The sequence below is a fragment of the Spirosoma horti genome (genome assembly GCF_054776595.1).
Genome location: NZ_BAAHBQ010000009.1, coordinates 237,743 through 251,565 on the forward strand (window position 1 = coordinate 237,743; position 13,823 = coordinate 251,565).

The window sequence follows — 13,823 nt, forward strand, 5'->3', positions numbered from 1 at the left end:
AGTGTTACGAATGAGCAAGGGTTAGGCATTCAGGAGTTTTAGTATTGCATCAGTTACTTCTAATCCATAGTGTCTGAAAGCATTACTCTCGCTTATGTCCATGTCAACCTTTTCCTTTTCTAACCGGTCTACCCCTGTAGAGTGGCCTCCATTAAAGCTTTACTTACGTGAAACAGGGCGTCAGTCTTTCTCTGTAGCTGACCTGGTCTACCTCCAGGCTGTTGCGAATTATAGCTGGCTGAACTGGGCCGATGGCCGGAGGATGCTCATGCCGCGCACCCTAAAATACTACTCTCCGCAACTACCCACCGAATTATTTATACGTCTCCACCGTAACTGTGTTGTTAACCGGCGCTTTGTGGAACGGCTTGAACGAACAGACACAGGTGGTCTGGTTCATCTGACAACAGGTGAAGTTCTGCCCGTTTCACGCCGTCGCTGGAGTTTAGTCAGACGGCAGTTGGCTAACAACCGCCCAAACCTGAATTAGACGGATAGTTATCCGATTCGTCTTCATCTGTTGATTGATCGGCAGATTTACTTGAGGATAAATAGCTGTTAGAGCCACTTTCGGGAAGTCATTTACGCAAGTAGATGGCTTCCCGAAAGTGGCTTTTGTTTGCTGTGGCTGGATGAGGCTGACATTAAGAGCCAAAAAACATTCTCGTTCATATAGGGTTGACCTAGCATACGCATGACCCTAAGCCCGGTTTGTTTCTGTATGCAAGTCAGTTCTTCATTAGCCTTCAAAACCCTCGACGCCCATGAGCGTTTGAATCAGGAATACGGCATACAGGCCATCAAAGGGTATGCCGATCCCATGCATGAATTAATCGGCACTATTTTATCGCACCGCACAACTCATGCAAATGAAGTAATGGCGTATCGCACCATGCGGGAACGGTTCCCGACCTGGGAGCAAGTGCGTGATGCACCCCTTCCTGACCTGATCGACGCTATAAAAACGGCGAATTATCCCGAAGTAAAAGCCCCATATATTCAGAATTTGCTTAGCCATCTCTTTCGGGAAAGAGGAGTTGCCAATATTGATTTTCTGGGTGACCTATCGACTGAAGAAGCCATGACCTGGCTGACAGGCCTGCCGGGTATCGGACTGAAAACGGCGACTATCGTTCTACTGTTTATGTTCCATAAACCACTACTGCCGGTAGACACGCACGTTCATCGCGTCACCCAACGACTCGGCCTTATCGGCCCTAAGGTAAGCGCCGAAAAAGCCCATACGATCCTACTGGGTTATCTGCCCCAGGATGCCTTGACGTTGTTCAACTTTCACAAGCATTTTTACTGGCATGGACAGCGCGTGTGCACCTGGTACGACCCCAAATGCCATGCGTGCGTTTTACAGCCAATGTGCGACTTTTATCAGTCGGGCAGATCAGCTACACTCAGCAGCACACCCGTCCGGAAAAAGAAACCTACTGATGTCTAATTAATCTGTTCAGATAAAACAAGGCCCCGTCAACGTGAATTGACGGGGCCTTGTTTTCCTTTACGATAAAGAAACTACCGCGCCTTTAGTTCGTAAAACTTTTTTGCCTGCTCGACCCAGTTGTCCCGTTCAATACGGCCGGGAAAAAACTCGATCAACTCGTTTACTTTGTCAATATCTTCATTAGTAAAATTCGCGATCTGCCGGAACGTATAAATGCCCAGACTATGCAGCTTTCGCTCCAGAAATGGACCTACGCCCACAATGTCTTTCAAGTCGTCGGCTTCGGTAGCTACAGCCCGACCAATCCGGTCGAAATTCACTTCACCAGCGCGAGCCGCTATTCGGCTAAGCACGGCGGCTTCTGAATTATCAGGAACGCCAGCACCGACTGGCAGTATGGGTATGATAGGGGATGTTACGGAGGTAGTATAGCCTGATCCTACCTCTTCATCGATCAATTCTGGTGTATCGTCGTTTGAGAAGGCAGGCAGCAGAGGATCAGCATGAACAAAGGGCGGTGGAACGGCCACGCTGGAAGCGTGGGGCGCAACGACCTGGGTAGAACGCCCCCCTGTTTTTGATTGGCGGCAATCAGCTAATTCGGCTTCTTTATCCAGAATTGACTTCCGCAGGGAGCTAACCCGACCGGAGCGCACCAAACGGCCGAGTAACCAGCCAACGAACGCAGCAAGTGCCAGTAAGAGTACGATCTCGGTGAACGCCACCGTTTGATTTAAAGGATCTAATCCAAACATAATAGAATTTTGGTTTAAGGTCTTTTGCTCATTTCATCATACCCAGTCAGGGAATCAAGAGAAACCAGCAGAATGACCCGGTAGGTTAGTTATTTTTAGCCAATTCAGCGGCCTGGCCGACCCAGTTGTCGCGTTCGATTCGGCCGGGGAAGAACTCAATGAGATCATTTATCTGATCAATGTCTTCCGCATTAAAATTCGCAATCTGCCGGAAAGTATAAATACCAAGGGCATGCAGTTTTTTCTCGAGAAATGGACCGATGCCAACAATGACCTTCAGATCATCGGCATGGGCGGGTGCCACAAACCCAATTCGGGTAAGATCAATTTCATTAGCCCTTGCCCGAATACGGTTCAGCACGATGGTTTCTTCATCGTCTGTATCACTAACGAGGACGGCTGGCTTTTGATAACAGTCCTCCACCGCTCGTTCTGTACTGGCCAGGTCAGCTTCCAGTTGATGGATTGTCTGCTGCCGGGAGACATAGCCAATAATAAAACCCAACACGCCAGCCACTATCAGCATAATCATTTGCTGTAGTTGAGCATCGGGTAAGTTGAGGGGATTCATATCAAACATATAGGTATGCGTTTATCGCTTAAAGTTTACCAGGTCGGCAAAGACCTGCGCGCAAACAAAAACGGTTTGAAAAATTTTACTCAATCACAACGGTAACCCGTCGATTGGCTTTTCGGCCCGAAATAGTCCTGTTATCGGCTTTGGGCTGTGCTTCACCTTTAGCCTCAACAGCGACCTGATCGGAGTTGATACCTGATCTTAGCAATTTTGCCTTTACCTGATTAGCGCGGTCACGTGAGAGACGTAAGTTCACATCATCGGGGCCGGAGTTGTCGGTATGACCTGTCAAGAGAAGTTTTTTGTCTTTATGCTCTGTCAGGTATTTTGTCGCTTCCTCAAAAAACTTTTTGGTTTCGCCCGTTTTGATGTAGTTAGCCTCCCCCAACGGAAAGTACAAGTCTATTGGCTTCAACACGGACGTAAACTTTTGCGACTCGGCCAACTCTTTTTCGGTAATTGGTTCATTTATCACCACGGGCGTGGTCGTGTCAGTCGTATCGGCAGGTGCAGGATTCGCCCCCAAGAACGCAAAGTCGAGGCCGCCCAGCACCGAGTCCCCTTTAGCCGTCAAAGGCAGATTCCGCTCAACTCCTTTTGTCGTCAGCGATGATGCCGGAATGCCCTGTTGCACCAGGTATTGTTTGAATCCTTCCGCACGAGCCAGTCCCAGGTTCGGGAACGTGGTCGTATTGGTTTCGCCGGATGTATAATAACCAATGATCTGAAGCGTACGGCCGGGATTCGCTTTCAGATACGCAACCATCGTCTCCAGCGATCCGCCCAATGAATTCATGTTGGCATTGGCTCCCGACTTTGCGAAGCTAAAATTACCCGGCAAATTGAGTCGGAAGAGATTGCCATCAGCAATGGTAAATCCATCAGCACCGGCTGGTGTCATATACAGTTCAGAATCAGCCGCTGTTTCTACGGGCGCAGGATCATTTCCGCAAAGCTGCTTTATTTTACAAACGTGCCACCAAGTGGAACCAATCATCCATAACACCAGCAGGATGACCCAGGGAGTTTTATTCGTTAACATAGGCAAGGCCAGAAGTTAGTATACACACCAGAGTTGGCATATTGCGTTGAGACGGCCTTAAGTGAAAAAGGTTGCTCAAAAATAGTGGTATGTGACTCAAAAGCAAACCAGGCAAATTTTCTTACTCCTGATTCTTAACCAACTAGTTGTTTAACTAGTATCAAGACGGCAAAAATGTTTCTGCTGTAACTTTGCCTGTTCTTAACTTGCTCTTTCATACAACCTGATTACGAAACAAATGCTTATCGACCTTCGTAGCGATACCGTTACACAACCCACGCCCGCCATGCGCGAGGCTATGTTTTCCGCTCCTCTCGGAGACGATGTGCTCGGCGACGACCCAACCGTGAATGCGCTCGAAGTTAAAGTGGCTGCTTTGTTCGGTATGGAAGCGGCCCTTTTCTGTGCGTCGGGAACGATGACCAACCAACTCGCTATTCGTACGCACACCCGCCCCGGCGATGATGTCATCTGCGATTACCTGTCGCACGTTTACCAGTACGAAGGGGGTGGTATTTCAGTCAATGCGCTGGCATCGGTTAGCCTGATTCATGGCCAGCGCGGCAAGATTACTCCTGAACTGATTCGCGAGTATATCTATAATCCAGCCGACGCTCACAAACCTATTTCCCGGTTAGTGGTCCTCGAAAACACCGTAAATAAAGGTGGCGGTTGCTACTATACCGTTCCCGAAATTGCAGCCATTCGCAAAGTTTGCGATGAAAACGGCTTGATTCTGCACCTGGATGGGGCAAGACTTTTCAATGCGTTAATCGAGACAGGTGAACCAACGGGGGCCTATGGTCAACTTTTCGACTCCATCAGTATCTGTTTGTCGAAAGGTCTGGGCTGTCCGGTGGGTTCGCTCCTGCTCGGCAAGGCCGATTTTATCCGGCAGGCCCGGCGCTTCCGGAAGCTGATGGGTGGCGGCTGGCGACAGGCCGGATTTCTGGCAGCTGCCGGCATTTATGCCCTCGACCATCACATCGACCGTCTGAAGCAGGACCACTCCCGGGCCCGAAAAATTGGGGCGATGCTCGAACGCTTGCCCGAAGTTGACGAAATCCTGCCCATCGACACGAATATTGTCATTTTCCGACTTCCCGAAACCATATTAGCCACCGACTATGTTGCTTCTTTAGAAACAAAAGGAATTCGCAGCATCACTTTTGGAAAACATTTAGTGCGGTTTGTTACGCATTTAGATTTTACGGATGAGATGGTATCCGAGATGGAATTAATATTGAGCCGCGATTTTTCCTGATTTACCCCTACGCTTTTCAGCAACGTCCAGTAGCGAAATCATAAAAATTCCGGCTCAGAAAATCACATATGCATATACAAACCAGACCTTTGCAAAAAGAAGACTATCATGATCTCAAAGAGGCCATGATTGAAGTATATAGTGGAATTGGTGGTGACTACTGGGAGAAAAGTAAGATCAATAAACTACTCACTATTTTCCCCGAGGGCCAGTTTTGCGTCGAAGTCGATGGCAAGGTAGTCGCCTGTGCACTGTCGATTCGGGTGAAATACGACCAGTTTGGCGACAACCATACCTACGCGGAAATTACGGGAGGTTATACGTTTAAAACCCACAACGACGAAGGTGATTACATGTATGGCATCGAGGTGTTCGTGCATCCCGATTTCCGCGATCTGCGGTTGGGTCGGCGGCTCTACGACGCCCGCAAGGAAGTGTGCGAAACGCTTAACCTGAAAGGCATTCTGGCGGGGGGGCGCATTCCTAACTACAATAAATTCGCTCACGACCTGTCGCCCCGCGAATACATCGCCAAGGTGAAGCAGAAGGAGATTTATGACCCGACGCTGACCTTTCAGCTTTCCAACGATTTCCACGTTCGGAAAGTCTTGCGCGGTTATCTGCCCGGCGATACTGAATCAAAAGAATATGCTACGCTGCTGGAATGGATCAATATTTATTACGTTGCCGAAAAAGATAAACGCCCCCATACCGACTCCATTATCCGGCTGGGCGTGATTCAGTGGCAGATGCGGTTGTTTAAAAACCTCAATGCCTTTCTGGAGCAGGTCGAGTTTTTCGCCAATGCCGTCAGCGATTACCGGGCTGACTTTATGGTGTTGCCCGAATTTTTCAATACGCCCCTGATGGCCGACTTCAATGACCTGCCGGAGCCGGTCGCGATTCGAAAGTTGGCCGACTTTACGGAAGCCGTTCGGGAGAAGCTTTGTCAGTTCGCCATTTCCTACAACGTCAACATTGTGGGTGGCAGCATGCCACTCGTCGATGAAGATGGAAAGCTCTACAACGTAGCCTACCTCTGCCGACGCGATGGCTCTTATGAAGAGTACCGAAAAATCCATATTACGCCCAATGAGGTGCGGCATTATGGCATGGTGGGTGGCTACGAAATCCGGGCATTCGACACCGACTGCGGCAAGATTGGCATGCTGATCTGTTACGATGTGGAGTTTCCTGAACTGGGCCGGATTCTGGCTCAACAGGGTATGCAGATTCTGTTTGTACCATTCCTGACCGATACGCAGAACGGCTACTCGCGTGTACGCCATTGTGCGCAGGCACGAGCCATCGAAAACGAATGTTATGTTGCCATTTCGGGTTGCGTGGGCAACCTGCCTCGTGTGCAGAACATGGATATCAACTACGCACAATCGGCCGTATTTACACCATCCGACTTCCAGTTCCCAACGAATGCGGTGAAGGCGGAAGCAACGACCAACACCGAAATGGTACTTATTGCCGACGTTGATTTGAGCTTGCTGAAGGAATTACACGAACACGGTTCTGTTCAGGTGTTAAAAGATCGGCGGACGGATTTATACGACGTAGTGTTGAAAAAAGCTGCGAAGAAGGCGCTGAAGCAGAAAAAAGCATCGCCCGATAACGACCCCGAACAGGTGGCCCCTATTGTTGTGGTAGCTAATTGATGGCCAGTTAAAAAAGATTCCCGGTTAACCGGGAATCTTTTTTAACCATAAACTGTAACATTAAATATTACACTAATGAACGGACGGTTTGCCATATCGATGCACATTTTAACGCTGTTAGCTAAGGCCAACGGCGAATGGCTCACGTCGGAATACATTGCGGGCAGTATCAACATCAATCCGGTGCTCGTTCGCAAGGAAATAAGCAACCTTCGCAAGAATGGGCTGGTAACCAGCCGTGAGGGTAAGAATGGCGGAAGTATGCTGGCTAAATCACCGCAGTCGATTCGCCTGTCTGACGTTTTTAGGTCAACACATCAAGGACCTTTTCTGGGGACGGCCCGAAACAGCCCTAATCCTGCCTGCCCCGTTGGCAAACAGATTAATCGCCACCTGGATGACTTGTATCTGGAAGCAGAACAGGTCCTTATCCAGAAATTAGGCGATACAACACTCGACGAATTTACCAGTCGATTTGACTAATTTTTTTTACCCAAAACTGTAACATTTTTCATTACACTATATTTTTCACGTAAACAAATCACACAGTATGAAACTTGCAATCATTGGTGCCTCTGGTTTTGTCGGTTCAGCCCTTGTCGAAGAATCCCTCAATCGTGGCCATGTCGTTACGGCTATCGTTCGCCATCCTGAAAAAATTACGGTAACGCACCCTAACCTCACGGTTAAGCAAGGAGATATTCAGGATGCCGGTACGGTTGCCCAACTGGTGGCGGGTCATGATGCCGTGCTAAGCGCCTTCAATGCTGGCTGGGCAAACCCAAACCTATATGATGATTTCCTGAACGGCTCAGAGACAATTGAGAAAGGCACCGAAGCTGCGGGCGTTAAACGCTTATTAGTCATTGGTGGAGCCGGTAGTCTGGAAGCCGCTCCGGGTGTTCAATTAGTCGACACACCCCAGTTTCCGGCCGATTGGAAAGCGGGAGCAACAGCCGCCCGTGATTACCTCAACGTGCTACGCAAAAACACAACCCTCGACTGGACATTCTTGAGCCCCGCCATTAACCTGGCTCCCGGCGAGCGTACGGGAAAGTTCCGGCTAGGTACCGAGCAACCCGTTTTCGACGAAAAGGGAGAATCGACCATTTCGGTTACCGATCTAGCCGTGGCCGTATTGGATGAGATCGAGAAACCACAGTTTATTCAAAAGCGGTTTACGTTGGGTTATTAAGGAGCTGTTCAGCTTCTCAAAATGAGCTGAACAGATTCGAATAGGCCATTCAAGATTAAATTTTAACCACAGAGGCACAAAAAACACAGAGGTTTCTTCGCCGTTTAGTTTCCGTAACGCGAGCCCTCGGTGTTCTTTGTGCCTCTGTGGTTAATAAATTTTATGACTTAGTGTGGTGTAGTCGCGTGTCCAGCAGGACGCCAACGGCAATGCCAACACTATAACATATTAGATCACTCCACACAAAACTGAAGCCAAGCACCAGACCACCAAGGCGGGTAGACCGCAGATTGTCTATCCAGGGCGCATGATATAACTGACTCAGTTCAATGCCAAAGGAGAACAGCAAGGCAGCCAACGCGACAGAGCGAACGGACCAGCGATTGAAAACGAGGGCGAAACCCAAAAACACCATCAACGCCCAGAGTCCGTCTCCAACATACGCACGGACAAAAAGAAACTCATCAAAAAAACGCCTTGACGCCAGCCCAAGCAGTATCGTTACGAGCACCAAAAGAGTATATAGGACTCGGTTACGCTTAATGGCTTGCATTTCTTATTCAATAATGGACCTTATTTGTACAACACCTTCGCTATCTCGAACGGGCGATCCGTAGACATGATATCAGCCCCGTTTTGGGCAAACGTTTTGTACACCTGATCCCCTTTCGCAGCGGCCTGTTTGTCCAGATTACCCAACGTGCCCAGAATACAGGCGATGCCCTTGTCGTGCAAAAATTTGTACAGATCGGCATCGGGTTCTTTGACCCCAACAAAGGCGACCATCCGGTTATCGGGAACACCCAACTCGCGAAGACGATCGTATTCGGCCCGATTCCGAATGGTGACCGATATCATCAAGTTCGGGTCGAGCTTGTTGAGTTTAGCCGCATCCTGAGCGTTGTACGTAATAACGGCGACATAATCGCCTGCCCCCGTTTTGTGAATCATGTCGACCACTTTAGCGAATGACACATTCCGTTTCACATCGAGCGTGAACGTAACCTTATTTTTACCCCAGCGTAAAACTTCTTCCAGCGTCGGAATTTTGTAGGGCGTTATATTACCCATGTTATCCTCCAGCCGGTACTGCCCAAGCTCCGCATATTTCCGGTCGATTAGCTTTCCGGTGCCGGTCGTTGTCCGGTCGAGGGTGGCGTCGTGCATCATGACCATCACGCTATCTTTGGTCAGGTCGATGTCACATTCAACAATAACCGGCAGATTCTTAGCCAGATACGCAAACGATTCGATGCAATTTTCGGGATAGCCTTTCAAATCGCCCCCGCCCCGGTGAGCGGATATTTTTGCCGACTGATTGGGCGTATACTTAAAGAAATCATACCCCTTTCCGGCTGGTATTTTCGTGTATGTTCTAGGCGAACAGGTAATCAGGCCAACGCTCAGGCCAAGTACAATAAGCGATTTGATGGTCATTCTGGTGGTTGATGAATTAATGACGGGCTATCTGAGCGATCTGCTGGAACCGTTCCGACAAACCGGTTTGTTAAGAAAAAAAACGTGGACCCGGTTGCTCTATTTTTGCTTCTATGCCGCAAAAATAAGGCAACTATTTATACATCATCGTATGATTCCCTTTTCAGTTTTGGATTTATCGCCTATCGTCGAGGGCAATACCGCTACTCAGGCGCTTCGAAATACATTGAATCTTGCCCAGCATGCCGAACAACTGGGCTATAATCGCTACTGGCTGGCCGAACACCACAACATGCCGGGCATTGCCAGCGCAGCCACGTCGGTCGTTATTGGCTATGTAGCCGGTGGCACCCGTACGATTCGGGTTGGGTCAGGTGGTATTATGTTACCCAACCACTCCCCGTTGCTCATTGCCGAACAGTTTGGCACGCTGGAATCGCTTTACCCCGGCCGGATCGACCTGGGCCTGGGTCGGGCACCCGGCTCAGATCAGGCAACGTCGCGGGCTTTGCGTCGGGACATGAACGGACCAGATACGTTTCCGCAGGATGTAGTCGAGTTACAGCACTATTTTCAGCCCAACGACACCAATCAGTTTGTTCAGGCTATACCGGGTAACGGGTTAGATGTACCGATCTGGATATTGGGTTCCAGCCTGTTTGGCGCGCAACTGGCCGCCATGCTGGGTCTGCCCTACGCGTTTGCTTCGCACTTTGCCCCGGCCGAATTATTAAGAGCCTTGCAGGTATACCGGACGCATTTTAAACCTTCCGAGCACCTGAAGGCCCCTTATGCGATGGTAGCAGCCAACGTAATTGCGGCCGACACCGATCAGGAAGCCCAGCGCTTGTTCACCTCTGTACAGCAGCAGTTCCTGTACATTCGGCGAGGGAAAGCCCGCCAGATGCAGCCACCCGTCGACAATCTGGAAGACACGTGGCCCGATTATGAACTGGCAGGTATCGACTCCGTTTTCCGTTGCTCAGCTGTGGGGTCTCCCAAAACGATCCAGCGCGGCTTGGCCAGTATCATTTCTCAGACCAAAGCCGATGAGTTGATTATTTCGGCTCCTATTTTCGACCATGAAGCGCGCAAGCATTCACTTACGCTCACTGCGCAGGTGCGCGAAGCCTTGGCGGTTCAGCAATCGGAACCAACGCTGGTTTAAGTTTCTATAGTTGTTACATAAAAGCAGGATGGGGACACTTTTCGAGAAAAGTGTCCCCATCCTGCTTTTACCATGTAGCGTGAAGTCAGATTTAAGAATCCGACTAGCGAGGTTCTATGTAGGTGGTCATAAATACTTCGGCATTTTACCCCACCCCGACCGTCTCCCCTGAAAACAGGAGAGACGGTCGGCCGGAGCCGGGCTAAAAGTGACTAGGCTAAGCCCCTACCCTTTATTCAAGGGTAGGGGTTGGGGCGGGGTAAAATGGCGCAAAACAACGTTTAAAGCACCACGTTCACAATCCGCTTGGGCACCACCACCACTTTCTTTGGTGTTTTACCTTCCATCCATTTCTGCACAATTTCGTCGGCAAGCACTTCCCGCTCAATTTCGTTGGGGGCGCGGTCGATGGCAAAACTGATCGTGGTGCGGACTTTCCCGTTGATCTGAATGGGGTAGTCGAAGGCGTCCTCGATCAGGTAATTCGGATTGAACTTAGGAAATTCAGCCTGTGATAGCGAACCAGCTTCATTGCCCAAGGCAGCCCAGAGTTCTTCGGTAATGTGGGGCGCGTACGGCGACAGCAACAAGACCAAGTCCTGCAAAATGGCCCGCTTGTGGCAGTTCAGTGTAGCCAGTTCATTGACGCAGATCATAAATGAACTCACCGAGGTGTTGAACGAATATAGTTCAATGTCATCCTCCGTCTTTTTGATCGTCTTGTGTAAGACTTTCAATTCGGCGGGCGTTGGCTGCTCATTGGTTACGATCCACTGGCTCGACCCTTCGGCACTATCTTTATAAAACAACCGCCAGAATTTGCGAATGAACCGATACACGCCATCAATGCCGTTCGTGTTCCAGGGCTTGGCCTGTTCGAGCGGCCCAAGAAACATTTCGTACAGACGAAGTACATCAGCCCCGTATTTTTCCACGATCATGTCGGGATTAACGACGTTGAACTTCGACTTCGACATCTTTTCAACTTCGGCTCCAACGATATAACGCCCATCTGGCTCAGTGATAAACTCGGCGTTTTCCGCCAAATCCGGACGGGCCTTTTTGAATGCATCAATGTCCAGCACATCGTTTTCAACGATATTAACATCGACGTGAAGAGGTGTCACTTCATGACCATTTATCTGGTTCAGCGACAAAAATGTAGCGGGTTTACCTTCTCTTCCCGTCCCAGTCATGCGATATACGAAATTGCTTCGTCCCTGAATCATGCCCTGATTGATGAGCTTTTTAAAGGGCTCTTCCTGCGGCACATAACCCCGGTCTTTCAGGAATTTATTCCAGAAACGGCTGTACAACAGGTGCCCTGTTGCGTGTTCGGTACCGCCAATGTATAGGTCCACGTTCTGCCAATAGTCGATGGCTTCTCTGGACGCAAACTCGTTGGCATTCTGCGGATCCATGTACCGATACCAGTACCAGGACGAGCCCGCCCAACCGGGCATGGTGCTTAACTCATACTCGTATTGCCCTTTGTATTTCCAGTTTTCAGCCCGGCCCAGCGGTGGTTCGCCGGTTTCGGTTGGAAGGTATTTATCGACGGCTGGCAACTCCAGCGGTAGGTCGCTTTCATCAATTAAGTACGGCAAACGGCCCGATGTACCCTCCTCTTTAAAATAAACCGGAACGGGTTCGCCCCAGTACCGCTGACGGCTAAATACGGCATCACGCATCCGGAAGTTGACTTTACCCCGGCCCAGTCCGCGTTCTTCCAGCCAGGCAATGAGCGTGGCGGTCGCTTCTTTGTAGGTCATACCATTGACCATACCCGAGTTGATGTAATGGCCTTCCTTGGTGTTGTCCGCCTGCTTATCAATGTCCTTCTGGCCATCCAGAATGGGCACGATCGGCAAGCCGAAATGAGTCGCAAAGTTCCAGTCACGCTGATCGCCCGACGGCACGGCCATAACGGCCCCGGTGCCATAACCCGCCAGCACATAGTCGGCCAGGAAGATCGGCACCTTCTCTTCGTTGAATGGATTGATGCAGAAGCTACCCGTAAACACACCCGAAACGGCTTTCGTATCGGCCATCCGGTCGCGCTCCGAACGAAGTTTAGCTGCGTTGATATAGGCGTCTACGGCTCCCTTTTGCTCGGGCGTTGTTAGCGTCGCAACAAGCTCGTGCTCAGGGGCCAGAACCATAAACGTAACCCCGTAGATCGTGTCGACGCGGGTGGTGAAGACTTCGATGTAGTTCGCAGTTTGTGGTTTGTCGTTTGTCGTTTGTGAGTCATCCGACAACAAACGATCAACCGGAAACCGGACACTGGCGCCGACGCTTTTTCCGATCCAGTTCCGCTGTTGTTCTTTCAGCGATTCCGTCCAGTCGATGGTGTCCAGGCCCGTCAGCAGGCGGTCGGCATAGGCGGTGATGCGCATCATCCACTGCCGCATCAGTTTTTGCTCGACGGGATAGCCGCCCCGTTCCGAGACACCGTCCTTCACCTCGTCGTTGGCCAGCACCGTGCCCAGGGCCGGGCACCAGTTCACGACGGCATCGGCGAGGTACGTCAGGCGATACTTGAGCGAGATCGCGTATTGTTCCGTTTCCGACAGGGCATTCCACTCCTCGGCCGTAAAGGACGACACATTGTCATCGCAAACCGCCTGAACGCCCTGGGTGCCATTGGCCGAGAATTTGGCAAATAGCGTCTCAATCGGCTCGGCTTTGTCGGTTTCTTTGTTGTACCAGGAGCGAAACAACTCCATGAAGATCCACTGCGTCCACTTGTAATACGATGGGTCGGACGTGCGGACTTCGCGGCTCCAGTCGTAGCTGAAACCAATATTTTTCAACTGCTCGATGTAGCGTGTCAGGTTGGCTTCGGTCGTTACGGCCGGGTGCTGACCCGTTTGAATCGCATACTGCTCGGCGGGCAGCCCAAACGAGTCGAAGCCCATCGGGTGCAGCACATTATAGCCTTTCAGCCGTTTGTAGCGCGACACGATGTCCGAAGCGATGTAGCCCAGCGGATGACCGACGTGCAGCCCCGCCCCTGACGGGTAGGGAAACATATCGAGGACGTAGTACTTAGGGCGGTCAGTCGTTTCGGCGGGTTTGTAGGTGTGATGCTCGTCCCAAAACCGTTGCCATTTCTGTTCGGTTTCGCGGTGGTTATAGTCAGCCATAATAGTAGCGCGACTGAAAAGTCGCCTGATTCTCTCAAATAAAGTGCGGCATGTCAACCGCAGTATGCATTTCTTTGCAAAAATAGCCGTTTACTGAGACTTTTGCCTAACGA

At 50.3% G+C, this 13,823-nt stretch carries 13 protein-coding genes; 7 read left to right on the plus strand and 6 right to left on the minus strand.

All coding sequences use genetic code 11. The annotated features are described in order from the left end of the window. Positions 1 to 100 precede the first annotated feature (100 nt). Together ACYVAM_RS26435 and ACYVAM_RS26440 are read left to right on the plus strand one after the other, a co-directional pair. The gene (locus tag ACYVAM_RS26435; RefSeq protein WP_461072734.1) at positions 101 to 490 is read left to right on the plus strand and encodes a LytR/AlgR family response regulator transcription factor; all 390 of its coding nucleotides are present in this window, start codon (positions 101 to 103) and stop codon (positions 488 to 490) included. A 231-nt stretch (positions 491 to 721) separates the two neighbouring features. Further along, complete coding sequence (locus tag ACYVAM_RS26440) at positions 722 to 1,453, plus strand: endonuclease III domain-containing protein (protein ID WP_461072736.1); 732 nt, start codon at positions 722 to 724, stop codon at positions 1,451 to 1,453. 74 nt (positions 1,454 to 1,527) lie between these two features. Here the strand turns inward: ACYVAM_RS26440 and ACYVAM_RS26445 are convergent, their stop codons facing one another. The 3 genes from ACYVAM_RS26445 to ACYVAM_RS26455 all read right to left on the minus strand — a co-directional run bounded on the left by ACYVAM_RS26445 (position 1,528) and on the right by ACYVAM_RS26455 (position 3,830). Further along, a complete protein-coding gene (locus ACYVAM_RS26445) occupies positions 1,528 to 2,211 on the minus strand; it encodes a hypothetical protein (protein WP_461072738.1) in 684 nt (227 codons plus the stop codon). Between the two features lie 85 nt (positions 2,212 to 2,296). Further along, a complete protein-coding gene (locus tag ACYVAM_RS26450; RefSeq protein ID WP_461072740.1) occupies positions 2,297 to 2,791 on the minus strand; it encodes a hypothetical protein in 495 nt (164 codons plus the stop codon). Between the two features lie 76 nt (positions 2,792 to 2,867). After that, a complete protein-coding gene (locus tag ACYVAM_RS26455) occupies positions 2,868 to 3,830 on the minus strand; it encodes an OmpA family protein (protein WP_461072743.1) in 963 nt (320 codons plus the stop codon). Positions 3,831 to 4,068: 238 nt separating this feature from the next. Here ACYVAM_RS26455 and ACYVAM_RS26460 point away from each other — a divergent pair, with 238 nt between their 5' ends. From ACYVAM_RS26460 to ACYVAM_RS26475, 4 genes are all read left to right on the plus strand, one after another. Continuing rightward, entirely contained in the window at positions 4,069 to 5,094 is a 1,026-nt protein-coding gene (locus ACYVAM_RS26460) for a threonine aldolase family protein (RefSeq protein WP_461072745.1), read from the plus strand. Between the two features lie 68 nt (positions 5,095 to 5,162). Beyond that, positions 5,163 to 6,761, plus strand: coding sequence for a GNAT family N-acetyltransferase (locus ACYVAM_RS26465; RefSeq protein WP_461072747.1), 1,599 nt, complete (start codon positions 5,163 to 5,165; stop codon positions 6,759 to 6,761). Between the two features lie 75 nt (positions 6,762 to 6,836). Continuing rightward, positions 6,837 to 7,244 (plus strand): RrF2 family transcriptional regulator, encoded by a 408-nt coding sequence (locus tag ACYVAM_RS26470; protein WP_461072749.1) that lies wholly within the window; start codon positions 6,837 to 6,839, stop codon positions 7,242 to 7,244. 67 nt (positions 7,245 to 7,311) lie between these two features. After that, a complete protein-coding gene (locus ACYVAM_RS26475) occupies positions 7,312 to 7,956 on the plus strand; it encodes an NAD(P)-dependent oxidoreductase (RefSeq protein ID WP_461072751.1) in 645 nt (214 codons plus the stop codon). Between the two features lie 160 nt (positions 7,957 to 8,116). Here ACYVAM_RS26475 and ACYVAM_RS26480 read toward each other — a convergent pair whose 3' ends face one another. Beyond that, entirely contained in the window at positions 8,117 to 8,509 is a 393-nt protein-coding gene (locus ACYVAM_RS26480; protein WP_461072753.1) for a ribosomal maturation YjgA family protein, read from the minus strand. A 20-nt stretch (positions 8,510 to 8,529) separates the two neighbouring features. Next, positions 8,530 to 9,393: a glycerophosphodiester phosphodiesterase family protein gene (locus tag ACYVAM_RS26485; protein WP_461072755.1), complete on the minus strand. Its 864-nt coding sequence runs from the start codon at positions 9,391 to 9,393 to the stop codon at positions 8,530 to 8,532. Between the two features lie 151 nt (positions 9,394 to 9,544). Between ACYVAM_RS26485 and ACYVAM_RS26490 the strand changes: the two genes are divergently transcribed. Beyond that, on the plus strand, positions 9,545 to 10,561 hold the full coding sequence (locus ACYVAM_RS26490) for an LLM class flavin-dependent oxidoreductase (RefSeq protein ID WP_461072757.1): 1,017 nt from the start codon (positions 9,545 to 9,547) through the stop codon (positions 10,559 to 10,561). A 281-nt stretch (positions 10,562 to 10,842) separates the two neighbouring features. Here the strand turns inward: ACYVAM_RS26490 and leuS are convergent, their stop codons facing one another. Continuing rightward, on the minus strand, positions 10,843 to 13,710 hold the full coding sequence (gene leuS / locus ACYVAM_RS26495) for a leucine--tRNA ligase (RefSeq protein ID WP_461072759.1): 2,868 nt from the start codon (positions 13,708 to 13,710) through the stop codon (positions 10,843 to 10,845). Positions 13,711 to 13,823 lie beyond the last annotated feature (113 nt).